The sequence below is a fragment of the Methylocella silvestris BL2 genome, assembly GCF_000021745.1.
In the GTDB taxonomy this organism is placed as follows: Bacteria; Pseudomonadota; Alphaproteobacteria; order Rhizobiales; family Beijerinckiaceae; genus Methylocapsa; species Methylocapsa silvestris.
Window position 1 is genome coordinate 364,651 of sequence record NC_011666.1, and the last position, 23,013, is coordinate 387,663.

Sequence of the window (23,013 nt, forward strand, 5' to 3'; positions counted from 1 at the left end):
TCGCCCAGCTTTCAGCGAACGCAAAGAAGGCGAGAGCCGAAATTCAAACTGAGACTCTACCGAAAAGGTTCGTCCTGCGCCTTTGGCGTGGCCGCCGGTCCCTTAAGGTTAAAGCGCCTTTAACCGTCCATTGCTAATTTGCGCCTTGCTCGACGTCATCGCGGACGCGCGGCGCTCGACGCCAAAGCCGTGTGCGGCGAGCAGAGACAGGCAGTTCGACGACGGGGATCGGATGCGAACGACAACCAGTATGACGGCGCTCGACATCATCCCCGACGCCCTGCGCGCCTTCGCGGCGCGGCGCGGCGCGGAATTGGCGGGATTGGTCATCGTCGCGGCGACGATCGCCATCGTCATCGCGCTTTTGTCCTGGTCCGTCGAGGATCCAAGCTTCAATCACGCGACGCCTGGGCCGGTGCGCAACCTTCTGGGCTCGACGGGCGCAGTCACGGCCGATCTCCTGATGCAGATGCTCGGGCTTGGCGTCATCGCCGTTCTGGTCCCGCCGGGCTTTTGGGGTTGTCGTCTGTTGACGGCGCGCCGGTTGGAGCGGATTCCGGCGCGGGTTATGTTGTGGATCGCTGGGGCGGCGCTGGCGGCGGGGTTCGCTTCACTGCTGCCGATCGCCGCGCGCTGGCCGTTGCCGACTGGCCTTGGCGGCGTCGTCGGGGACGCGATCCTCCTCTTGCCAAAAAAGCTCGCCGCCGGATTCGCGCCGGGCCTCATTCTCGTCGGCGTCGCGCTTGCCGCCGGATCCATTCTCGCCCTTTCGGCGAGCGTCGGGCTGCGCGACCGGTTCGACGAACTCGACGAAGAAGAGCACGATGCGCCTGTGCGCCGGCGCGGCGGGGGCGCTGACGATGACGCCGGCGGTCCGGGCTTTGCGCTTATCGCGCTCGGCGCCGTCATTCACGCCTTTTTGAGCCTCAAGTCCGCCGCGCAGCGTCAACTCGCGCGCCGCCGGGCCGCGCGCGCGCCCTCGCCCCGCCCTGCGCCCTGGCAGACGGCGCCGCAGTTTTCCCCGCGCGATTTTGATCCCCCGCTCGGCAGTTTCGAATTTGCATCGGGCGACAATGAGCCCTTCGAACCCGCTCCCGACGCCGACTGGCTGGAAAAAGGCATTCCCGAGCCCGGGTTTGACGCCACCGCCTATGCGCCGCCGGCGACGCGGGCGGCGGCCCGGCAAAAAAGCCGAACCGTTCAGAAAACAGCCAGCGCCGACGCCATGGCCGAACCCGACTCGCGACGCATCGTCGCGCCGCCGCCGCCGCCGGTGCGGCCAGGGCAGCGCGCCCAGAAGGAGGCGCATCCCTCGCTGCGCGAGCGTCTCGGACGCCAGGATTATGTGTTTCCGCCGCTCAATATGCTCGCCGAGGCGAAACATCTCGTCAGCTCGCAGTCCGAGGAAGCCCTGTCGCAGAACGCGCGCCTGCTCGAGGGCGTGCTCGATGATTTTGGCGTCAAGGGCGAGATCATCAATGTCCGGCCGGGCCCCGTCGTCACGCTCTATGAGCTCGAGCCCGCGCCCGGCATCAAATCCTCCCGCGTAATCGGGCTCGCTGACGATATCGCCCGCTCGATGTCGGCGATCTCGGCGCGCGTCGCCGTGGTGCAGGGCCGCAACGCCATCGGCATCGAATTGCCGAACCAGCGGCGCGAAACGGTATTTTTGCGCGAATTGCTCGGCTCCGACGATTTCGAAAAATCGAAACATCGTCTGGCCATCGCCCTCGGCAAAAACATCGGCGGCGAACCGATTATCGTCGATCTGGCGCGCATGCCGCATCTTCTCGTCGCCGGAACGACGGGCTCGGGCAAATCGGTCGCGATCAACACCATGATCCTGTCGCTGCTCTACCGGCTTCGCCCGGAAGAATGCCGGCTGATCATGGTCGATCCGAAAATGCTCGAACTCTCCGTCTATGACGGCATCCCGCATCTTTTGACGCCCGTGGTCACCGACCCGAAAAAGGCGGTGGTGGCGCTGAAATGGGCGGTCCGCGAGATGGAGGACCGCTACAAGAAGATGTCGAAACTCGGCGTGCGCAACATCGACGGCTTCAATGCCCGCGTCGTCGAGGCGACGGCCAAGGGCGAGACCTTGATGCGGACCGTGCAGACCGGCTTCGACCGCGAGACGGGCGAGGCGATCTACGAGCATGAGCCGATGGATCTCTCGCCGCTGCCCTTCATCGTCGTGATCGTCGACGAGATGGCCGATCTGATGATGGTCGCCGGCAAGGATATCGAGGGCGCGATCCAGCGGCTCGCGCAGATGGCGCGCGCGGCGGGCATTCATCTGATCATGGCGACGCAGCGGCCCTCGGTCGACGTCATCACCGGCACCATCAAGGCGAATTTTCCGACGCGAATCTCATTTCAGGTGACCTCCAAGATCGACAGCCGCACCATTCTGGGCGAGCAGGGCGCCGAGCAGCTGCTTGGCCAGGGCGACATGCTCTATATGGCGGGAGGCGGGCGCATCTCGCGCGTGCACGGGCCCTTCGTCGCCGATGGCGAGGTTGAGAAGGTGGTCGCCCATCTTAAAAGTCAGGGCCAGCCCGAATATCTCGAATCGATCACCTCAGAGGACGACAGCTCTGACGAGGAGGGGGAGGCGGTCTCGCCCGGCAGCATGGACGCCGAAGAATCGGGCGATCTCTACGACCGGGCAGTGGCGATCGTTCTGCGCGACCGCAAATGCTCGACGAGCTACATCCAGCGCCGCCTGTCGGTCGGATACAACAAGGCGGCCTCGCTGGTCGAGCGGATGGAGCAGGAGGGCGTCGTCGGCGCGCCAAACCATTCCGGCAAACGGGCGATCCTCGTCGGCGGCGGCGTCGACCGCGGCGCCTTCGATCTCGCTGGAGAGGCTTAGGTTTCAGGCGGACGGGCTTAACGACCAGTCCCGCGCGCCCTCAAGCGGGCGCCTTCAGCGCCTGCGCCAGATCGGACACAAGATCCCCCTCATGTTCGAGGCCGACCGAGAGCCGCAGCAGATTATCCTTGATCCCCGCCGCCGCGCGCGCCTCGGGGGCCATGCTGGCGTGCGTCATGGTCGCTGGATGGGCGATCAGGCTTTCGACGCCGCCGAGCGATTCCGCCAGAGTGAAAATGCGGACCGATTCCACCAGCCGCCGCACGGCCGCGATTCCGCCCGCGACCTCAAAACTCAGCATCGCGCCAAAGCCCGCCTGCTGCGCCTTGGCGAGCGCATGGGAGGGATGCGAGACGAGCCCCGGATAATGCACCGCCTCGACAGAAGGATGCTGTTGTAAGAACAGCGCGATCGTTTCCGCAGTGCGCTGCTGGCGTTCGAGGCGCGGAAACAGCGTCCGCAATCCTCGCAATGTCAGATAGGAATCGAACGGCGAGCCGGTGACGCCGGTGATATTGGCCCAGCCGCGCATCTCCTCGGCGTCGCTTTCGCTGGCGCAGATCACGGCGCCGCCGACCACGTCGGAATGGCCGTTGAGGAATTTTGTCATCGAATGAACGACAAAATCCGCGCCGAGCGGGATCGGCCGCTGCAGAGCGGGCGAGAGGAACGTATTGTCGACGGCGACCTTCGCGCCGACTTTTTTCGCGGCCTCGCAAAATGCCCTGATGTCGACCACGCGCATCAGTGGGTTGCTCGGGGTCTCGATCATCAAAAGTTTCGGATTGCGGCCGAGCGCCGTGGCGACGGCCTCCGCATCGCTCTGATCGACGAACTCGACCTTGAAATGACCCTTTGCGGCGTGGGCGGACAAGAGCCTTTGGACGCCGGAATAGCAATCATGCGGCGCGATGACGAGATCATCGCGCTCCATTGGATCGAGCAGCAGATTGATCGCCGCCATGCCGCTTGACAGGGTCACCGCGCCTGCGCCGCCCTCAAGCTTGGCCAGCGTGTCGGCCAGGAGGTCGCGGGTCGGATTGCTCGTTCGCGTATATTCGTGACCGCCCGGCCGCTCGAACCCCTTGAAGGCGAAGGTGCTCGAAAGATAGATCGGCGGCGCCGCCGCTCCGTAGGCGCTGTCCGCCGCGACCCCGTTCGAGGCCGCGATGGTCTGGAGCGCTTTTTCATGCGTCATTTCGTTTTTTCCACAAGCGCGTTTCCAAGGTTGGCGCCTATAGAACAGAACGGCATGCGCCCGCGCAAGGCGGCTGGCTGAAAACAAACGCGCCCCGGCGCGCAGGGCCCCAAACCGCCATCTTTGTCTTGCGGCGCAATCCTATCTACAACGTCTGCAACTCTTAAGGATCACGCTTTAGGATCGCCGTGACAGGCGCCATCATCGGGAAGGTTTCATGACGCGAACGCCAGCCTTTGTTTTCGCGGCTTTCGCCGGGCTCGCCTCCTTCGGCCTCCATGCCGAGCCGGCGCCTGCGACCGTAAAGCCAGCCAAGCCCGCCGCCGCGGCGGCTCCGACAAAGCCTTTCGTTCCCATGGACCCGCTGGTCGCGATCCAGAAGGCGAATGATTATTTCAATACGGCGACGACGATGATCGGCGATTTCGTTCAGATCGGCCCGGACGGGCGTCGGGCGGAGGGCAAGATCTTCGTCCAGCGGCCGGGCAAGCTGCGGTTCGAATATGCGCCGCCGGCGACGCTTGAGATCGTCGCGGATGGCCTGTCCGTCGCAGTGCATGATCGCAAGACGGCGACAAAGGACGTCTATTTCATCAGCCAGACGCCGCTGAAGTTCTTGCTGAAGGACCATGTGGATCTCAATCGCGACGTTAAAATCGTTAATGTTGCGAGCGATCCGAGTTCCGTCGTGATTCAGGTCGAGGATACGGCGACTTTCGGCGGAACCTCCGAGATAAAACTCATCTTCGATCCGGCCAAGTTCACGCTCAAGCAGTGGCAGGTTACAGATCCGCAAGGTTACGAAACAGTAATCTCTTTGTTCAACATCGATTTGACCAAGAAACCAGACCCGAACATTTTCCAGCTGACGCAGGAACGGATTCCGAACACAAATAATTGAGGCCGTTGTTTACTCTTGAATTGGGGCAGGGGGCGCTTATCTTGGGATCATGTGAGCGATTCAGCTGACAGGGCGTTTCCCCCCGCTTCGCCTTGAAGGCTCTGCCGGCCCCCCTCCCGGCAAGCTTCGCTCCTAGGGCGTCCGGTCAAAAGCCGGACGCCCTTTTCGTTTGGGCTGCGCGGAGCGTTCCCCGCCGCGTTTTTCTGTGCGTCGCCGCTGTCTCATGTTGCGACGCAAGCTCCGCCGTGATCAATCGCCAGCGGAGCCCTCACATGTCCTTTTCCATCGCCACCTGGAATATCAACTCCGTCCGCCTGCGGATCGATCTTGTCGCGCGCTTCCTGAATGAGCATGCGCCGGACCTCTTGTGCCTGCAGGAGACCAAGTGCCGCGACGCGGAGTTTCCGCTTTCGGCGTTTCATAAGCTTGGCTATCCGCATGTCGAGATCAACGGCCAGAAAGGCTATCACGGCGTCGCCATCGCCTCGCGCCTGCCTCTAGGCGATATCGACCGGCGCGGCTTCTGCGAGAAGGGGGACGCGCGCCATCTTGCCGTCAGCTTCACGCCGCAGGGCGCCGCGCGGCCTGTACGTCTGCATAATTTCTATGTTCCGGCCGGCGGCGACGAGCCGGATCCGCTGATCAATCCGAAATTCGCCCATAAGCTCGCCTTTCTCGATGAAATGGCGGCATGGATGCATCATGGCGCGATCGCCGCCTCCGACGCGATCCTGGTCGGCGATCTCAACATCGCCCCGCTGGAGGCCGACGTCTGGAGCCACAAGGCGCTGCTCCGCGTCGTGAGCCACACGCCGATCGAGGTGGAAAAATTCGGCGTGTTTCAACAGGCGGGGCCATGGGTCGACGCCATGCGCCGCTACGTGCCGCCGGAGGAGAAACTCTATACTTGGTGGAGCTACCGCGCGCGGGACTGGGCGCTTTCGGGCCGCGGCCGGCGCCTCGACCATGTCCTCGTCAGCGAAAGTCTCGCGCCGCGTCTCGGCGGCATGAAAGTGTTGACCGAAAGCCGCGGCTGGGAGCGTCCCTCCGACCATGTGCCGGTGATCGTCCGCTTCGACGCCTGACGGGGAGGAGGCCTAGGCCGAGGGCGCTCCCCACGCTTTTTCGATCTCGGCAGTAAACTCGGCCAGGCGCGCGGCGAGGGCGAGCCGCAGCCGCTCGGCGCTCTGCGGATATTCGGAGAGCACCCGCCGGAACATCTGCTGCGACAGCCGCAGCACAGTCGAGGGCTCCCGCGCGATCGCGGTCGCGGGCCGCAGCGTCTCGGTAATAAGGGCGATTTCGCCGATCAGCGCCGGCGGGCGCAGAATGCGCGCGGCGGCGGACCCGTCGCCCGAGGGGTCGAGGGCGATGGAGCCGGACAAGAGAAGAAAGCCGCAGTTTGACGGCTCGTCGCGGCGAAACAGAATATCGCCGGCGCGCAGGACCTTCGTTTCCGCCGAAAAGGCGAGCAGCCGCAGCGCATCCGGCTCGAGCGCCGCAAAGGTTGCATTGCGCTTCAGCTTGGCGACGTCGTCCTCGAGAGCCATGGCCGCCTTTTTCTGATTTCCGCTTTAGGGAATCAGTTTGTAGCCGCCCGCCTCGGTGATCAGCAACTGGGCCTTGGCCGGATCGCGCTCAATTTTCTGCCGCAGCCGATAGATATGCGTCTCAAGCGTGTGGGTGGTGACGTTGGAGTTGTATCCCCACACCTCGCGCAGCAGCACTTCGCGAATGACGACGCTCTGACCGGCGCGATAGAGGAACCGCAAAATCGCGGTTTCCTTTTCCGTAAGGCGCAGCTTTTCGCCCTTTTCGCTGATGAGCAGCTTCGCGCCCGGCTGGAATGTATAGGGGCCGATGCGGAATAGCGCTTCCTCATTGGTTTCGTGCTGGCGCAGATGCGCCCGCATGCGCGCCAGCAGCACCGCGAAGCGGAAAGGCTTGATCACATAATCATTGGCGCCGGCGTCGAGGCCTTGCACCGTGTCCCAATCCGAATCCTGCCCGGTCAGCATGATGATCGGATTCTTAAATCCCTCCTCGCGCATCTGCTTGACCGCCTCGCGCCCGTCCATATCCGGCAGGCCGACGTCCATGATGATGAGGTCGGGAGTTTCCTGCCGCGAGGCCGACAGCGCGCTTTGCGCCGAATCGGCGTGCACTGCCGAAAACTCTTCGTGCAGCGAGAGTTGTTCCGCCAGAGCGGCGCGCAAGTCCGGATCATCGTCCGCGATCAAGATTTTCATAACTTGCGCCATGGACCTGTCCTTGATTTCAATCTGCGTCGCCGCTTCTCGCCGAAACCGCGGAGCGGCCTGCAATTCCTGTCAGCATCATTCAGACGCGAGCCCGAAAGGCTCGCGTGGCGCGCCATCGGCAAGCATGGGGCCCCGCCTGCTCGCCGATAGCGCGAATGAGTAATAAGGATTTATGGCATTTATTGCAAAACGGCCGCTCGCTTGGCTTTCGTCCCGGCTCGGCCGAGGCGCCCTCGCTGCGCAGTTTTAGTCACGCCGCATGAACGGCGGCTGAATGCGCAGCGCTCACCGCTTGGACGGGAGCAGCGTGCTACGGTCCGTTGAAATGAACTGCGCCGTACGCGCCGATGTCATAGCCGCCCAATTCCTCCGCGCGGCGTCTGAATGCGTCGCTAGAACAAAAGCGGATAAGCTTTTGAAACGGCGGATCAAAATAGGCTCTGCGCCAGACCAGAAGATCGAATCGCTCGACGATGAGGGGCGTGAACGCCAGCCGAAACGGGCGCGCTGCGGCCTCGATGCCCAGACCGACATCCGCCCGGCCTGCTCCGATCGCCGTGGCGAGATCCGTTTCCGATCGTTCGACCGTCTCGATAAAATTGAGGTCGCTCCGCTTCAATCCCTCCCGCTCGAGCAGAAGGTCGAGCACCAATTCGCTGCCAGCCTCCGCTTGGCGCGCCTGGAAGCGCAATTTTCGCGCAGCGGCGAGCGACGTGAGAGGGCCTTCTTCGGGCTGGAAGATCAGCCCGCGCGTGCGCTTGGCCCATTCGATCAGGACGACCGGCTGACCGGCGAATTTCTCTCGCACGGCGCCGACATTCCACGCGCGCCCCTCCGATTCGGGAATGTGCAATCCGGCGGCGATGCAGCCGTCGCCGCTGCGGCGCAGGCCGTCGAGCGCGCCATCGAGGAAGGCGGCGATCCCGGAGCGCGATTCGCGCAACGCCCATTCGAGCAAAGGATCATGTCCGCCGGCAATAATGGCGGACGAATCGGCGGCCGGCCCCAGCTCCTTTCGGGCCGGTTCGTCGCCCGCCCCGCCGCGCGACAGAAGCCATTGCTCGATCTCATCGCGCGGAAACAGCAGTTTTCCGGTGACGCGGCGCACCGGCAGCGCGCCTTCCGACGCCAGATCGTAGATTTTGCGCTCCTTGACGCGGAGCATCGCCGCCAGCTCGCGCGTGGTGAGGAATTGCGTCATGCGAATTTATGCTTTTTTCCCGAAACAGCGGAAGAATAACATGGATTCACAGAGTAGCGAGGCGGGCGCGGGCTTGTCCGTCAAAGGGGCAATCCCACCCCGGCTTGGCGCCGCGCGCGAGCCTGGCCAATAATCGAGATGACTTGGCGCGGGCCGCGGCGCGTCTACGCAAGAGTTGTAAAGTGATCCATGAAGGCGGCGCCAAAAACCTCCCTCCATCTCGTCGCGACCCGGATTCCCGGACGCTCACCGGCCGTTGGCAGGCTGCAGGTCGGAAGCTTGATCTTGCCCTGCGCGATCGGATCCGCCGGCGTCAGGCGGGACAAGCGGGAAGGCGATCATGCCTCTCCGGCGGGAAGCTGGCGGCTGCTGTACGGTTTTTTTCGCGCAGATCGGCGCGCGCCCAGATCGTCGGCGCTGCCGATGCGCGCCACGCGTCCGGGCGACGGCTGGTGTGACGATCCCGCGAGCGCGCTCTATAACCGGCAGGTGGCGGCGCCGTTTGCCAGATCCTTCGAGACTTTGTGGCGTGACGATCGCCTCTACGACATCGTCATCGTGCTCGACTACAATATCCACCCCCGCCGCAAGAGCCGCGGCAGCGCGATTTTCCTGCACTGCGCCCGGGACGGGCTAGACCCGACGGAGGGCTGCATCGCCCTGCGTCCGCGGGATTTCCGCCGCCTGCTGCCGCGATTGTCGACACAGACGATTCTGACGATCAGATAGATTTGTATCAATATGTTGAGCGATATTTTTTATGTATCGCTCAAGGCCGTGGCCGCCCTCCAAAAATCGCGCTGCCGATCCGCACATGCGTCGCCCCAAGCTGGATCGCGAGCTCGAAATCGCCGCTCATGCCCATGGAGAGCTCGCGCAGCCCATTGCGCGCGGCGATCTGGTTCAAAAGGGCGAAATGCGGCGAGGCCTGATCGTCCACGGGGGGAATGCACATCAAACCGGCGATCTCCAGCCCATATTCGTTGCGGCAGCGGGCGATGAAGGCGTCGGCCTCCCCGGGCAGAACGCCGGCCTTCTGCGGCTCGGCCCCGGTATTCACCTGCACATAGAATTTGGGCCGCCGGGCGGCCTTCGCCGCCTCGGTCGCGAGGGCTTTGGCGATCTTGTCGCGGTCGACTGTCTCGATGACGTCGAACAATTTGACCGCCTCATGCGCCTTGTTCGATTGCAGCGGGCCGATCAGATGAAGCTCGACGTCCGGATAGGCCTGGCGCAGCGCCGGCCATTTCTCTTGCGCCTCCTGCACCCGGTTCTCGCCGAAGCGCCTTTCGCCGGCCGCGAGAACGGGCTCGATCTCGGCGGCCGAAAAGGTCTTTGACACGCAGACCAGCGCGATATCGCCGGGCGGGCGGCCGGCGTCGGCGGCGGCGCGGCCGATCTCTTTGCGCACCTCGGCCAGCCGGTCCAGCACGGAGGGCGAATTTTTCACCGTTGGTTGCAAAGCCGCAGCCTTTCCTTCACACAAAGAAGCGCATTCTCCGGAACGAAAGGGAGCGCGGCCCCGCGGTCAGGTTGACCCGCCCCCTCAATAATGCTGTCTCCGCGCAACCTCAATCGACGTCATTCAAGCGAACGGCCTTTAGAGATCATGGACTTCGAGCGCTATAACGCCCGCGAAACGGAGCCGAAATGGCGGGACAAATGGGAACGGTCGGCGACCTTTAAAACCGACAACGATGATCCGCGCCCCAAATACTATGTGCTCGAGATGTTTCCCTATCCCTCGGGTCGCATCCACATGGGCCATGTCCGCAATTACACGATGGGCGACGTGATTGCGCGCTATAAAAGGGCGCGCGGCTTCAGCGTGCTGCATCCAATGGGATGGGACGCCTTCGGCATGCCGGCCGAGAACGCCGCGATGCAGAACAAAAGCCATCCGGCCGCCTGGACCTACGCCAATATCGAAGCCATGCGGGCGCAGCTGAAGTCGATGGGGCTGTCGCTCGACTGGTCGCGCGAGATCGCCACCTGCGATCCGGCCTATTATCGCCATCAGCAAAAGATGTTCCTCGATTTTCTCGCCGCCGGCCTCGTCGACCGCAAGAAGTCGAAGGTCAATTGGGACCCGGTCGATCACACCGTTCTCGCCAATGAGCAGGTGATCGACGGCCGCGGCTGGCGCTCCGGCGCGCTCGTCGAGCAGCGCGAGCTGACGCAATGGTTCTTCAAGATCACGGACTATGCCGAGGATCTGCTGCGCTCCCTCGACGGCTTGACGCGCTGGCCCGAGAAGGTCCGGCTGATGCAGGCCAACTGGATCGGCCGCTCGGAAGGGCTGCTGGTGCGCTTCGCGCTGGAGCCGACGCTGAGCGCGCCGGCGACCGAGATCGAAGTCTATACGACCCGGCCGGACACGCTCTTCGGGGCGAAGTTTCTGGCGATTGCGGCGGACCATCCGATCGCCGCCGATTGCGCGAAAGCCGATCCTGCGCTCGCGGCGTTCATCGCCGAATGCCGTCTCAGGGGGACCTCCGTCGCGGCGATCGAAACGGCGGAGAAGAAGGGTGTCGATACGGGGCTCAGGGTCCGCCATCCGTTCGATGAAAACTGGCTGCTGCCGGTCTATGTCGCCAATTTCGTCCTGATGGATTACGGGACCGGCGCGATCTTCGGCTGCCCGGCGCATGATCAGCGCGATCTTGATTTCGCCAATGCCTACGGGCTTGGCGCGACGCCGGTCATCCTGCCGCCGGACGCCGACCCGAAAACTTTCGTGATTGCCGACAAGGCCTATGACGGCGACGGCCTTCTGTTCCATTCCCGCTTTCTGGACGGGATGACCGTCGAGGCGGCGCAGGAGGAGGTTGCGCGGCGCCTTGAGGAGCATCCCCTCGGCAACCGGCCGCAGGCGAAGCGGCAGGTCAATTTCCGCCTGCGCGACTGGGGCATTTCCCGCCAGCGCTATTGGGGCTGTCCGATCCCGATCATCCATTGCCCGGAGCATGGCGCGGTCCCGGTGCCGGCCAAGGATTTGCCGGTGGAGCTGCCGCCCGACGTGAGCTTCGACGAGCCGGGCAATCCGCTCGACCGGCATCCGACCTGGAAGCATGTGAACTGCCCGATCTGCGCGGCGCCGTCGCTGCGCGAGACGGACACGATGGACACATTCGTCGATTCCTCCTGGTATTTCGCGCGCTTCACGCAGCCCTGGATGGAGGACGCCCCGACCGACCCCAGCGCCATCGCCAAATGGCTGCCGGTCGACCAATATATCGGCGGCGTCGAACATGCGATTTTGCATCTGCTGTACGCCCGCTTCTTTACCAGAGCGATGCAGGCGACCGGCCACGCCGGTGAGATCCGCGAGCCCTTCGCCGGCCTCTTCACGCAGGGCATGGTGGTGCATGAAACCTATCGCTCGGAGGCGGGCGATTGGATGTTTCCGGCCGACGTCCGCATCGAGATCGGCCCGGCGGGCCGCAGAGCCTTCGATCTTGCAAGCGGCGCGGAAGTTTCAATCGGCGGCATTGAGAAAATGTCGAAGTCGAAGCGCAATACGGTCGATCCCGACGAGATCATCGGGACGTTCGGCGCCGACACCGCGCGCTGGTTTGTCCTCTCCGATTCGCCGCCCGAACGCGATGTGATCTGGACCGAGGAAGGCGTGCAGGGCGCAGCGAAATTCGTGCAGCGGCTGTGGCGACTGATCGGCGAACTGATCTTCCTGTCTGGCGCCGACGGCGCGCCAAAGCCGCAATCGATCTCGCCGCAGGCCGCCGCGATCCGCCGGGCGGCGCATCAAAGCCTGATCCGTCTCGAGGAAGACCTCGACCGGCTGCGCTTCAATCGCGCCGTGGCGCAGGCGCATGATCTCGCCAACAAGCTCGGCGCCGCGGTCGGCGACATCGACAGCGTCGAGATCGCGCCGGACCTCCGCTTCGCTTTCCGCGAAGCCGCGGAGATCTTGACGCTGATGATCGCGCCGATGATGCCCCATCTTGCCGAAGAATGCTGGGCCCGGCTCGGCCATAAGGGCCTTGCCGCCGAGGCGCCCTGGCCGCAGGCCGATCATTCCCTCGTCGTCGAGGAAACGATTGACCTGCCGGTGCAGGTCAATGGCAAGAAGCGCGGCGATCTCATCATCGACCGCGCCGCCGGCCGCGAGGCGATCGAGGCGGCGGCGCTGGCGCTCGAGCCGGTGAAGCGTGCGCTCGAAGGCCGTCCGGTCAAGAAAATCATCATCGTGCCGCAGAGAATCGTCAATGTTGTCGCTTAAATCCATGATTTCGCGCGGCAAACGGCTGCCCGGCTGCGCGCTTGCCGCCGCGCTTTGCTTCGCGCTCGCCGGGTGCCTGCAGCCGCTGTACGGACCGCTGTCCGAAGGCGGCGGCGACGTTGCGAGCAAGCTGCAGGCGATCCGGATCGTTCCGATCAGCAATCGCTCCGGCCATTATCTTGAAAACGACCTCAGATTTGGCTTCAACGGCACGGGCGCGCATGTCGAGCCGCGCTATACACTCTATGTCGGCCTCGCCGAATCGGTTCGCTCGCCTCTGATCGACACCGTGACCGGCTATCCGACGTCGGGAACCGTCGTCATTGCGGCGACCTATACGCTGACCGAGACCCTCTCTGGCGCGACGATCGCCAAGGGTACGGCGACGGTGGCGTCCAGCTACGACCGCACGTCGCAGCGCTACGCTAATGTACGCGCCTCGCGCGATGCGGAGATTCGCGACGCGCATCTGCTTGGCGAGCAGATCCGCACCAATATTGCGGCGGCGTTCGCCGGCAAAAGCTAACGCTGGCGGCAGCCGCGATGAAAAATGATGCGCCGCCTCTTCAAAGAGTCGCTATATCTTAGGTTAACTTTCGGTCGGCGGCCGGAATTCCAAGAGGCGGAGAAGGCAGTTGAGCGTTATGCAGACTGAAGTGTTCGAAGCGTTTCGTGCGATCGACATTCCAGAAGACAAGGCTTTGAAGGCGGCCGCCGCTGTCAGCAAACGCGACGATGATGTGACGTCCCTTAAGGCCGACACCGCGATCCTTAAATGGATGATGGGGTTCGTCCTCGCTTTTCAAGCGGCGATTTTCGCAAAGCTCTTCCTGCATTGAATAAATAGGCCGGAGCCCGTCAGTCGGGTGACGAGACATCGGCGATATGGTCGCGATCAAAAGCTTTGAAGCGGATAAATTTCTCGAACGGCCGGCGCCGCATATTTTTGTCTATTTGCTTTATGGCCCCGACGCTGGCCTCGTCGCCGAACGCGCCCGGGCCCTCGTCAAAAAATCCGTCGACAATCCCAAGGATCCGTTCCAGCTGCTGCGCATCGGCGGCGACGATCTCGCCGCCGACCCGCTGCGCCTCGCCGATGAGGCCAACACCATCGGCCTGTTCGGCGACCGGCGGGCGATCTGGATCGAGGCGCAGGGCAGGGCCTTCGTCACGGCGCTGGAGCCTCTGTTCGCCGCCCCCCCGCAAGGCTCTACGATCATCATTGAGGCCGGCGCGCTGAAGAAGGACGCCGTCTTGAGGCGCCTTTGCGAGCGCGAGAAAAGCGCCGCCGCGATCGCCTGCATGCCGGATTCGCAAGAGGAGATCGCCCATCTGATCGAGCGGGAGGCTGCGGGCGCCGGCCTCAGCGTCTCGCCTGAGGCAAAAACCCTCCTGGCGTCGCTGCTCGGCCAGGATCGGTTAGCTACGCGCGGAGAGCTCGAAAAACTGGTCCTTTACGCGCATGGCGCCGGCGCGATCGGGCTTGAGCATGTCGAGGCGATCGTCTCCGACGCCTCGAGCCTCCTGCTGGACCACGCCGTCGACGGCGCCTTTGGCGGCGACTTTGCGGCGGTCGAGGCTGGCGCGCGGCGGCTCGCCGCGCAGGGCGCCGACGTCAATCAGCTTCTCGGCGCGGCGCTTCGCTACAGTCTCGGTCTGCGCCGCGCCCGCCTTGAGATCGACGCGGGCGGCGGACACGGGCACGGCTACGGTTTTGGCCGGTCGCGCGCCTTCGATCAGCATGTGCGGCTCTGGACCGCCGAGCGGCTTGCGCGGGCGATCGACATTCTCGCCGAGGCCGTGCGGCGCACGCGGCGGGAGCCGAAACTCGCCCAGCCCATCGCGCTGCGGGCGCTATGGAGCGTCGCCTCGGCGGCGCAGGCGCGCGGCGCCAGAGCCTGAGGCGTTACGGTCATCAACGGGCGCTTTGCGTGCGGCCAAGATTGCGCTTTATTGACGCTGGCTCACGCATTCGTGTGGCCAGGGTTGCGCCATAAAATATCCTATGTTAGCAACCCCTTCGCCGGCGGAAAGCGGCCTTCTCCCGCGCCGCATCTAAATAGATTCCACTAAAGTCTTCTGTCTAGGCCTTTCGTGTTACGTCATGAAAGGCCGGTTCCCGCGAAAGGCGCGCGGGACGGGGGGCGATTGAGCGCTGGGGCGTCGATTGGCGAAGCAGGAAACACTGGTTTCAGGAATGGCGGGGCGCTACGCCCAGGCCTTGTTCGCTCTGGCGCAGGAGCGCGGCGCGACCGAAGGCGTTGCGACGGACCTTGCAACCTTTGCGGCGATGCTCGATGAGAGCGAAGATCTGCGCAATTTCGTGCGCAGCCCGGTTTTTTCCGCCGAGCAGCAGACGAAGGCGCTGGACGCCCTGCTCGACCGGGCGGGGCTCTCCGGAACGACGACGTCGCAATTCCTGAACCTCGTCGCCAGCAAGCGCCGCCTGTTCGCGGTCGCCGACATGATCCGCGACTTTAATATTCTTCACGACCATGCGGTCGGCCTCTCCCGCGCCGCGGTGACGGTGGCCGAACCGCTGAAAGACGAGCATGTGGCGGCCCTGAAAGACGCGCTCGCCGCGGTCGCAGGCAGCCAGCGCGTCGAAATGTCGGTCAAGGTCGATCCGTCGATCATCGGCGGCATCATCGTCCAGCTCGGCTCCCGCATGGTCGACAATTCGCTCAAGACAAAACTTAATTCGATCCGCGCACGCATGAAAGAGGTCGGCTGATGGACATCCGCGCCGCTGAAATTTCGCAAATTCTCAAGAATGAGATCGCCAACTTCGGCAACGAAGCTTCGGTCACTGAAGTCGGCCAGGTGCTTTCGGTCGGCGACGGCATCGCCCGCGTCTACGGCCTCGACAATGTCGAGGCGGGCGAAATGGTCGAGTTCGAGAACGGCGTGCGGGGCATGGCGTTGAACCTCGAAGTCGACAATGTCGGCGTCGTCATCTTCGGCTCCGACCGCGACATCAAGGAAGGCCAGACCGTCAAGCGCACCGGCGCTATCGTCGACGTTCCGGTCGGCCGGGGGCTGCTCGGCCGCGTCGTTGACGCGCTGGGCAACCCGATCGACGGCAAGGGCCCGATCCCTTACGAGACGCGCTCGCGCGTCGACGTGAAAGCGCCCGGCATCATTCCGCGCAAGTCGGTGCATGAGCCGATGGCGACCGGCCTCAAGGCCATTGACGCGCTGATCCCGATCGGCCGCGGCCAGCGCGAGCTGATCATCGGCGACCGCCAGACCGGCAAGACCGCGGTCGCGCTCGACGCCATCTTGAACCAGAAATCGGCCAATCAGGGCACGGACGAAAGCGCCAAACTCTACTGCGTCTATGTCGCTGTGGGCCAGAAGCGCTCTACCGTCGCCCAGTTCGTCAAGGTGCTGGAAGAGAACGGCGCGCTTGAATATTCGATCATCGTCGCCGCGACCGCTTCGGACCCGGCGCCGATGCAGTTCCTTGCGCCCTTCTCCGGCTGCGCCATGGGCGAATATTTCCGCGACAACGCCATGCATGCGCTGATCGTCTATGACGATCTCTCGAAGCAGGCCGTCGCCTATCGCCAGATGTCGCTGCTGCTCCGCCGCCCACCCGGCCGCGAGGCCTATCCCGGCGACGTGTTCTATCTCCATTCGCGCCTGCTCGAACGCGCCGCCAAGCTGCGCGACGCCAATGGCGCCGGATCGCTGACCGCGCTTCCGGTGATCGAGACGCAGGCCAATGACGTGTCGGCCTATATTCCGACCAATGTGATCTCGATCACCGATGGCCAGATCTTCCTTGAAACGGATCTGTTCTATCAGGGCATCCGTCCGGCCGTGAACGTCGGCCTGTCGGTGTCGCGCGTCGGCTCCGCCGCCCAGACCAAGGCGATGAAGAAAGTCGCCGGCAAGATCAAGGGCGAGCTCGCGCAATATCGCGAGATGGCGGCTTTCGCGCAATTCGGCTCCGATCTTGACGCGACGACGCAGCGGCTTCTGGCCCGCGGCTCGCGGCTGACCGAGCTTCTGAAGCAGCCGCAGTTTGCGCCGCTGAAGATGGAAGAGCAGGTCGTCGTGATTTACGCCGGCGTCAACGGCTATCTCGACGCGCTTCCAGTCGCGCGCGTGCGCGCCTTCGAAGACGGTCTGCTCGCCCTGGTGCGCACCAGCCATGGCGATCTGCTTGAGACGATCCGCTCGTCGAAGGATCTCTCCGACGCTTCGACGCAGGCGCTGAAGGCCATCGTCGAGACCTACGCCAAGAACTTCGCTTGAACGAACTTCGCTTGAATCTCGCCAAGAACCCGGAACTCAGCGAAGCGGACACGCCATGCCCTCGTTAAAGGATCTGCGCAACCGCATCGCCTCCGTCAAGGCGACGCAGAAGATCACAAAGGCCATGCAGATGGTCGCCGCGGCGAAGCTGCGGCGCGCTCAGAACGCGGCCGAGGCCGCTCGCCCCTACGCAGAGCGCATGGGACGGGTGCTGAACGCGCTCGCCGCCTCCATCGCGCCGGGTTCGCCCGCGCCGGGCCTTCTCGCCGGCAATGGCCGCGACAAGATCCATCTTCTGATCGTCTGCACGGCCGAACGCGGTCTTTGCGGCGGCTTCAATTCGTCGATCGCGCGTCTTGCGCGCGAAGCGGCGACCGCGCTGATCGGTCAGGGCAAGACCGTCAAGATCATCTGCGTCGGCAAGAAGGGCAATGACATCTTGCGCCGCCAATTCGAGCGCGAGATCATCGAAGTCGTCGACCTTCGCAGCGTCAAGCAGCTCGGCTTCGTCAACGCCGAAGCGATCGGCCGCAAGATCGTCTCGATGTATGAGGCTGGCGACTTCGACGTCTGCACCCTTTTCTATGCGCGCTTCAAGAGCGTCATTTCGCAGATTCCGACGGCGTTGCAGCTTGTGCCGCTGTCGGTTTCACGTGAGGAGACAGCCGCGCCGGAGGCGGTCTACGACTATGAGCCCGACGAAGAGCAGATCCTGACGACGCTGCTGCCGCGCAACGTCTCGATCCAGGTTCTGCGCGCGCTGCTCGAGAACGCCGCCTCCGAACAGGGCGCCCGGATGAGCGCGATGGACAGCGCCTCGCGCAACGCCGGCGAAATGATCAAGAAACAGACGATGCAATATAACCGGTCGCGCCAGGCGATGATCACGAAGGAGCTGATCGAGATCATCTCCGGCGCCGAAGCGCTTTGAGCCTGAAGGATTTGAAGAGGTCGAACCATGTCTGACGCCGCAACCAATACGCCAACAGGCTATGTCACGCAGGTCATCGGCGCCGTCGTCGACGTCAAGTTCGATGGCGTGCTGCCCGAAATCCTGAATGCGCTGGAAACCGAAAATGGCGGCAACCGGCTCGTGCTCGAAGTGGCGCAGCATCTTGGCGAGAACTCCGTCCGCTGCCTCGCCATGGACGTGTCCGAGGGGCTGACGCGCGGTCAGGCGGTCCGCGACACCGGCGCGCCGATCACCGTGCCGGTCGGCGAGGGAACGCTCGGCCGCATCATGAATGTGATTGGCGAGTCGGTCGACGAGGCCGGCCCGATCCTGGCGAGCGATTTCCGCGCCATCCATCAGCTGGCTCCGACCTACGCCGAACAGGCGACCGAAGCGCAGATCCTCGTCACCGGCATCAAGGTCGTCGATCTGCTCGCGCCTTACGCCAAGGGCGGCAAGATCGGCCTCTTCGGCGGCGCGGGCGTCGGCAAGACCGTGCTGATCATGGAGCTGATCAACAATGTCGCGAAAGCGCATGGCGGTTATTCCGTCTTCGCCGGCGTCGGCGAGCGCACCCGCGAAGGCAATGATCTCTATTACGAGATGATCGAATCCAAGGTGAACCTCAATCCGCGCGAGAACAATGGTTCGGCGGCCGGATCGAAATGCGCCCTCGTCTATGGCCAGATGAGCGAGCCGCCGGGAGCCCGCGCGCGCGTCGCGCTGACCGGCCTCACCATCGCTGAGGATTTCCGCGACAAGGGCCAGGACGTTCTGTTCTTCGTCGACAACATCTTCCGCTTCACCCAGGCAGGCTCCGAAATGTCGGCGCTGCTTGGCCGCATCCCGTCGGCGGTCGGCTATCAGCCGACGCTCGCGACCGACATGGGCGCGCTGCAGGAACGCATCACCACCACCACCAAGGGTTCGATCACCTCGGTGCAGGCGATTTACGTGCCGGCCGACGATCTGACCGATCCGGCGCCCGCCACCTCCTTCGCCCATCTTGACGCGACGACCGTGCTGTCGCGCTCGATCGCCGAAAAGGGCATTTATCCTGCGGTCGATCCGCTCGATTCGACCTCGCGCATGCTGTCGCCGCTGATCGTCGGCGAGGAGCATTATGCGGTCGCCCGCCAGGTGCAGCAGACGCTGCAGCGCTACAAAGGCCTGCAGGACATCATCGCCATCCTTGGCATGGACGAACTCTCCGAAGAGGACAAGTTGACGGTCGCGCGCGCCCGCAAGATCGAGCGCTTCCTGTCGCAGCCGTTCCACGTCGCCGAAGTCTTCACCGGCTCGCCGGGAAAACTCGTCGCCCTCGCCGACACGATCAAGGGCTTCAAGGGCCTCGTGGAAGGCAAATACGACCATCTGCCGGAAGCGGCCTTCTATATGGTCGGCTCCATCGAGGAAGCTGTCGAAAAATCACAGCGCCTCGCCGCCGAAGCGGCCTGAGCCTGCGACGAACCTGCTCGCGCGGATTTTTCCGCGCGGGTCAAGGCGCGCTGAAGCCCATGCCGATCCAGCCCGTCAGGCCGGCGCGCGGGATCATCAGGCCGGATCAAATTTGGGGACGCGGCTATGCCGGACTTTCATTTCGAGCTTGTTTCGCCTGAGCGGCTGGTATTTGCCGGCGCTGTCGAGTCCGTCGTCGTGCCTGGAACCGAGGGACAATTTACGGTTCTGAAAGATCACGCGCCGCTGATGACAACGCTAAAGCCCGGCGTGATCGACATCGCCGAATCGAAAGCCTTGCTTCATCGCTTTTTCGTGCGCGGGGGCTTCGCTGAAGTGTCGCCGGCAGGCCTCACCATCCTGGCCGAGCAGGCGATCCCGCTCGAAAGCCTCGACGCCGCGCGGATCGACGCCGACATCAAGGACGCCGAGGAGGATATCGCCGACGCCTCTGTCGATGAAACGCGGCGCCTCGCCGCTGAAAAGCGCGATCAGCTGCTTGAGCTCAAGGCCGCCCTCAAAATCTGAATCTCTCGTCGCGTTCTGAAGAACGCATCGACTGGCGCGGCAGCCCTCCGGTCCTTCGGCCCGGAACGCCTTAGGGCGTTACAATAACCCTGCCTTTCATATGCGCAGGATGCACGCCGCAGACATAAGGGAATGTTCCGAGCTTGGCGTAGGTGTGAGAGAAGGTCTCATCCGCATCGAACATTTCTGATTTGAAATCGTCGCTGACGATCGCATGGGGCGTCTCGTCCAGATTGCGCCAAGTGACGACGGTTCCGGCTTTGACGGTAATTTCAGCCGGCCGGAAGGCAAATTTCTCGATCGTCACCTCTCGCTCATAGATCGGCTCGGCGCCGATCGACGCGTCGGCGCTGGGCGGAGCCGCCAGGGCCCCAGAGCATGCGTTTAAGAAAAGCGCGACGCCCATCGGCGCAGCGTTCAGCAAGGTCATATGTTGCTCCGGAGCTTTTGCCAATTCGCGACGTCCGCCCGCAAAGAGGCGCCAACGTGCAAAAATAAGATACAACATGGCGTTGGATAGATTTCCTCATTTTCTGATCGATATGAGGATGTATTGGCAAATTGCGCCGATGCAGTTCCGCGCCTCGCTTTGATGAACTGAGGCGCCGCCTCCCTTATCGAGAAAGCGACGCCTTGACGCCAGAAAACCGCTTGACCATGGAGCTCAGGGCGCCGCTCAGATCTGCCAGGGATTGCCGTCGCCGGTCGCGGCGGCGGGCGCTGACGCCAGCGGAGCCCCAAAGCCGGGGTGGGGCGAATGATCCCGCGCGGCCCGGGACGCCGCGATGAGACCGAAGGCCGCAAAGCCGGCCACGAGGACGGCCATTCCGATGAGTTTCAGCGCGGCTCGTGCGCCTCTGATCGAGCGGAGCCGCCCGTCTTGACTGGAGGGCGCTTCGATGGAAGCGCCCCGCTGGCCGTTGGCCGGGCGATTGCGCGCCCCCGTGCGGCCCACCGCGGTTCTAGCCGACGTTAACATTGCCATTGCCTTCCGGGGCGGCGTAGCTCGCGATGTTGGCGTTGCTGTTGCCTTCGGGCGCGGCATAGCTGGCCGAGTTGACGTTGCCGTTGCCCTCGGGCGCGGCATAGCTGGCGACGTTGGCGTTGCCGTTGCCTTCGGGAGCCGCATAGCTGGCGGAGTTGACATTGCCATTGCCTTCGGGCACCGCGTAGCTCGCAACGTCGACATGGCCGTTTCCTTCCGGGGCGTAGGATGCAAAAGCCGCGGCGGGAATGAGCAGCGCGGCGCCGAAGAGCGCAATTTTAAGAACTTTCATGATCCGTCTCCTTGATGTTTGGCGAATGACGCCGCCTTGCACCAAGGATTAATCCGAGCCGGAGCCGGGCGCCGGTGGGATTTCACACCTGCCGGAGCCGCCCCGATCCAGCCGCGCCGCCGGGGCCTCGACTGGCCTCATGCCCGATGAGATCGGCGAAATCCTCCCTCTCCCGGAAGGCGACGGTTTCGATCTCTTGCGATACGCTTCTAATCTGGACGCTGCGGCGCTCGAGCGCCGGCACGGGCAGGCCGGCGCGCTCGATGACGGCGCGCGACAGGATGACGGCGCATCCGGCCTCTTTCGTCAGGGCCTGAAGCCGCGCCGCGATGTTGCCGACTTCGCCCAGGAACTGAACGGCGCGCCGGCTCTCCAACCCGCCAACGACGGCGATGCCGATATGGCATCCGGCGCCGAAGCGGACCGGGAAATCGAACGCCGCTTCGAATTCGACGCTGAGTTCGGACAGGGAGATCCATAAGTCGCGCAAGGCGATCATGGCCCCTCTCGCGGCGGCGCGCGGATCGCCGCCGCCGTCGAAAAAGCACATGACGCCGTCGCCCGCGACGCTGGTGACCTCGCCGCCGTGAGATTCGACGGCTTTGCAGACGGCGCCGACATATTTATCGATGACGTAAAAGGCGTCATAGGGAAGCCTCCCATCGGCGAGCCGCGTCGAATCGCGCAGGTCAACGAACAGAGCCACGATCTCATGTTCGTTTGACGCCACAGGGCGGCTCGCGGCCATCCGCGTTTCCCATCGCTTCAACGTGAGCAGCGGCGTGACGTCGACGTCCTCGATCGGCCGCAGCTGGCAGGCGAGCCGGACATCGGCGGGCGCACCGATCGCCGCGAGGGTGTTCGCTTCGGCGACATTTGGCGACGGCAGCGCGGCAAGGTCTGATCTGATCCGCACGCGGCAGGTCGAACAGCGGCCGCGTCCGCCGCACATCGACATATGCGGCGTGCCCGCCCAGCGGCTGGCCTCGAGGATCGAAAAGCCGCGCGGCACGACGGCCCGCGCGCCGTCCGGATAGGTGATCGCAATCGCCCGGTAGCGCCGTCGGCGCCAGTCAAGCGCGGCGCGCGCCGCGAAGACAGCGCCGACGAGCCCGAGATAGATGAGAATCAAGGTTTCGCCGATCTTTGCGAGCGCCGCGGCCTCGGCCGGCGTCTGCAGCCGGGCGAAAGCGCCGCGGAAGGCCGCATCCTGCGCGGCCGTGGCGTCGAAATCCCGCCCCGCCGCGATAATGCCGCTCATCGCCAGGATGGGGACCAGCGTCGCCAGCGCGGCGAGAACCGGCGTCCATGCCGGATACCATGGCCGAAAGCGCAGCCAGCTCCGTAATCCGATGCAGCCGTGAATCCACAAGACCAGCAGGAGGAGAAACTGGCGTGGCAGGCCGACAAAGGGAGAAAGCTCCCAGTAGCGGTAGATCAGCCAGGGATAGGTGAGCGGAAGATTGAACAGCTGGTAGCCAAGACGCACATTAACGGCGTGGAGAATGACCAGCGGCGGAATTGAGAGTCCGAGCAGGATCTGGAACAATTCGCCGCGCGGGATCCGCAAATGGCGGCGGCGATAGATGGCGTAAAGCCCGAGGCCTCCATGGATCAGGAAGGAGCCGTAAAGCAGCGTCTGTCCGAGGAGCGTGCGCCATGGCCACAGCAGAACAAACCGGACCGCCTCCATTGTCGGGAGCCGGAATATGCCGCAAGCATGGTTGAGAAAATGGCTGGCGGCGAAGGTAAACAGAAGGAGGCCCGTGCTGAGCCGAAGCGTTCGCTCAATCGGCGGAAAGCGCGACGCTTTGCGCTGCGCGGTTGACGCTGAAGACGTGACGCTCGACAAGGCG

22 protein-coding genes are annotated in these 23,013 nt (G+C 63.9%); 13 read left to right on the forward strand and 9 right to left on the reverse strand.

From position 1 onward, the window contains the following. Positions 1-232 precede the first annotated feature (232 nt). Positions 233-2,878 carry a DNA translocase FtsK gene (locus MSIL_RS01680; RefSeq protein WP_012589376.1) on the forward strand — a complete coding sequence of 882 codons (2,646 nt, stop codon included), beginning with the start codon at positions 233-235 and terminating at the stop codon, positions 2,876-2,878. 40 nt (positions 2,879-2,918) lie between these two features. Here MSIL_RS01680 and metB read toward each other — a convergent pair whose 3' ends face one another. Next, entirely contained in the window at positions 2,919-4,076 is a 1,158-nt protein-coding gene (gene metB, locus MSIL_RS01685; RefSeq protein WP_012589377.1) for a cystathionine gamma-synthase, read from the reverse strand. 217 nt (positions 4,077-4,293) lie between these two features. On the opposite strand from metB, the gene MSIL_RS01690 reads away from it, so the two are divergent. Further along, positions 4,294-4,977 (forward strand): outer-membrane lipoprotein carrier protein LolA, encoded by a 684-nt coding sequence (locus MSIL_RS01690; RefSeq protein WP_012589378.1) that lies wholly within the window; start codon positions 4,294-4,296, stop codon positions 4,975-4,977. A 272-nt stretch (positions 4,978-5,249) separates the two neighbouring features. After that, positions 5,250-6,062 (forward strand): exodeoxyribonuclease III, encoded by an 813-nt coding sequence (locus MSIL_RS01695; RefSeq protein WP_012589379.1) that lies wholly within the window; start codon positions 5,250-5,252, stop codon positions 6,060-6,062. A 12-nt stretch (positions 6,063-6,074) separates the two neighbouring features. Here the strand turns inward: MSIL_RS01695 and MSIL_RS01700 are convergent, their stop codons facing one another. The 3 genes from MSIL_RS01700 to MSIL_RS01710 all read right to left on the reverse strand — a co-directional run bounded on the left by MSIL_RS01700 (position 6,075) and on the right by MSIL_RS01710 (position 8,439). Continuing rightward, a complete protein-coding gene (locus tag MSIL_RS01700; protein ID WP_012589380.1) occupies positions 6,075-6,527 on the reverse strand; it encodes a cyclic nucleotide-binding domain-containing protein in 453 nt (150 codons plus the stop codon). 24 nt (positions 6,528-6,551) lie between these two features. After that, on the reverse strand, positions 6,552-7,238 hold the full coding sequence (locus MSIL_RS01705; protein ID WP_012589381.1) for a response regulator transcription factor: 687 nt from the start codon (positions 7,236-7,238) through the stop codon (positions 6,552-6,554). A gap of 310 nt (positions 7,239-7,548) precedes the next feature. After that, positions 7,549-8,439: a helix-turn-helix transcriptional regulator gene (locus tag MSIL_RS01710; RefSeq protein ID WP_012589382.1), complete on the reverse strand. Its 891-nt coding sequence runs from the start codon at positions 8,437-8,439 to the stop codon at positions 7,549-7,551. A gap of 189 nt (positions 8,440-8,628) precedes the next feature. Here MSIL_RS01710 and MSIL_RS01715 point away from each other — a divergent pair, with 189 nt between their 5' ends. Next, positions 8,629-9,168, forward strand: a complete 540-nt coding sequence (locus MSIL_RS01715) for a L,D-transpeptidase family protein (RefSeq protein WP_012589383.1) — start codon at positions 8,629-8,631, stop codon at positions 9,166-9,168. A gap of 40 nt (positions 9,169-9,208) precedes the next feature. Here MSIL_RS01715 and MSIL_RS01720 read toward each other — a convergent pair whose 3' ends face one another. Beyond that, on the reverse strand, positions 9,209-9,901 hold the full coding sequence (locus MSIL_RS01720) for a YggS family pyridoxal phosphate-dependent enzyme (RefSeq protein WP_012589384.1): 693 nt from the start codon (positions 9,899-9,901) through the stop codon (positions 9,209-9,211). Positions 9,902-10,048: 147 nt separating this feature from the next. Here MSIL_RS01720 and leuS point away from each other — a divergent pair, with 147 nt between their 5' ends. From leuS to MSIL_RS01765, 9 genes are all read left to right on the forward strand, one after another. After that, positions 10,049-12,679, forward strand: a complete 2,631-nt coding sequence (gene leuS / locus MSIL_RS01725; RefSeq protein WP_012589385.1) for a leucine--tRNA ligase — start codon at positions 10,049-10,051, stop codon at positions 12,677-12,679. Beyond that, entirely contained in the window at positions 12,666-13,205 is a 540-nt protein-coding gene (locus tag MSIL_RS01730) for an LPS assembly lipoprotein LptE (RefSeq protein WP_012589386.1), read from the forward strand. Before leuS ends, MSIL_RS01730 begins: the two co-directional genes overlap by 14 nt. A 109-nt stretch (positions 13,206-13,314) precedes the next feature. Then, on the forward strand, positions 13,315-13,518 hold the full coding sequence (locus MSIL_RS01735; RefSeq protein ID WP_148212994.1) for an integrase: 204 nt from the start codon (positions 13,315-13,317) through the stop codon (positions 13,516-13,518). Between the two features lie 46 nt (positions 13,519-13,564). Then, complete coding sequence (gene holA / locus MSIL_RS01740; RefSeq protein ID WP_012589388.1) at positions 13,565-14,581, forward strand: DNA polymerase III subunit delta; 1,017 nt, start codon at positions 13,565-13,567, stop codon at positions 14,579-14,581. 265 nt (positions 14,582-14,846) lie between these two features. After that, positions 14,847-15,413 carry a F0F1 ATP synthase subunit delta gene (locus tag MSIL_RS01745; protein WP_012589389.1) on the forward strand — a complete coding sequence of 189 codons (567 nt, stop codon included), beginning with the start codon at positions 14,847-14,849 and terminating at the stop codon, positions 15,411-15,413. Beyond that, positions 15,413-16,942, forward strand: coding sequence for a F0F1 ATP synthase subunit alpha (gene atpA / locus MSIL_RS01750; protein ID WP_012589390.1), 1,530 nt, complete (start codon positions 15,413-15,415; stop codon positions 16,940-16,942). Before MSIL_RS01745 ends, atpA begins: the two co-directional genes overlap by 1 nt. Positions 16,943-16,997: 55 nt before the next feature. Further along, the gene (locus MSIL_RS01755; protein ID WP_012589391.1) at positions 16,998-17,873 is read left to right on the forward strand and encodes a F0F1 ATP synthase subunit gamma; all 876 of its coding nucleotides are present in this window, start codon (positions 16,998-17,000) and stop codon (positions 17,871-17,873) included. 27 nt (positions 17,874-17,900) lie between these two features. Then, the gene (gene atpD / locus MSIL_RS01760) at positions 17,901-19,352 is read left to right on the forward strand and encodes a F0F1 ATP synthase subunit beta (protein WP_012589392.1); all 1,452 of its coding nucleotides are present in this window, start codon (positions 17,901-17,903) and stop codon (positions 19,350-19,352) included. 126 nt (positions 19,353-19,478) lie between these two features. After that, a complete protein-coding gene (locus tag MSIL_RS01765; protein WP_012589393.1) occupies positions 19,479-19,880 on the forward strand; it encodes a F0F1 ATP synthase subunit epsilon in 402 nt (133 codons plus the stop codon). A gap of 70 nt (positions 19,881-19,950) precedes the next feature. Here MSIL_RS01765 and MSIL_RS19965 read toward each other — a convergent pair whose 3' ends face one another. The 4 genes from MSIL_RS19965 to MSIL_RS01785 form a co-directional block, all read right to left on the reverse strand. After that, positions 19,951-20,310 (reverse strand): cupredoxin domain-containing protein, encoded by a 360-nt coding sequence (locus tag MSIL_RS19965; RefSeq protein ID WP_012589394.1) that lies wholly within the window; start codon positions 20,308-20,310, stop codon positions 19,951-19,953. A gap of 246 nt (positions 20,311-20,556) precedes the next feature. Next, a complete protein-coding gene (locus MSIL_RS21570; RefSeq protein ID WP_187148689.1) occupies positions 20,557-20,706 on the reverse strand; it encodes a hypothetical protein in 150 nt (49 codons plus the stop codon). A 136-nt stretch (positions 20,707-20,842) separates the two neighbouring features. Next, positions 20,843-21,157: a hypothetical protein gene (locus MSIL_RS01780; RefSeq protein WP_012589396.1), complete on the reverse strand. Its 315-nt coding sequence runs from the start codon at positions 21,155-21,157 to the stop codon at positions 20,843-20,845. Between the two features lie 82 nt (positions 21,158-21,239). Next, on the reverse strand, positions 21,240-22,850 hold the full coding sequence (locus MSIL_RS01785; RefSeq protein WP_187148690.1) for an adenylate/guanylate cyclase domain-containing protein: 1,611 nt from the start codon (positions 22,848-22,850) through the stop codon (positions 21,240-21,242). Positions 22,851-23,013: the final 163 nt, after the last annotated feature.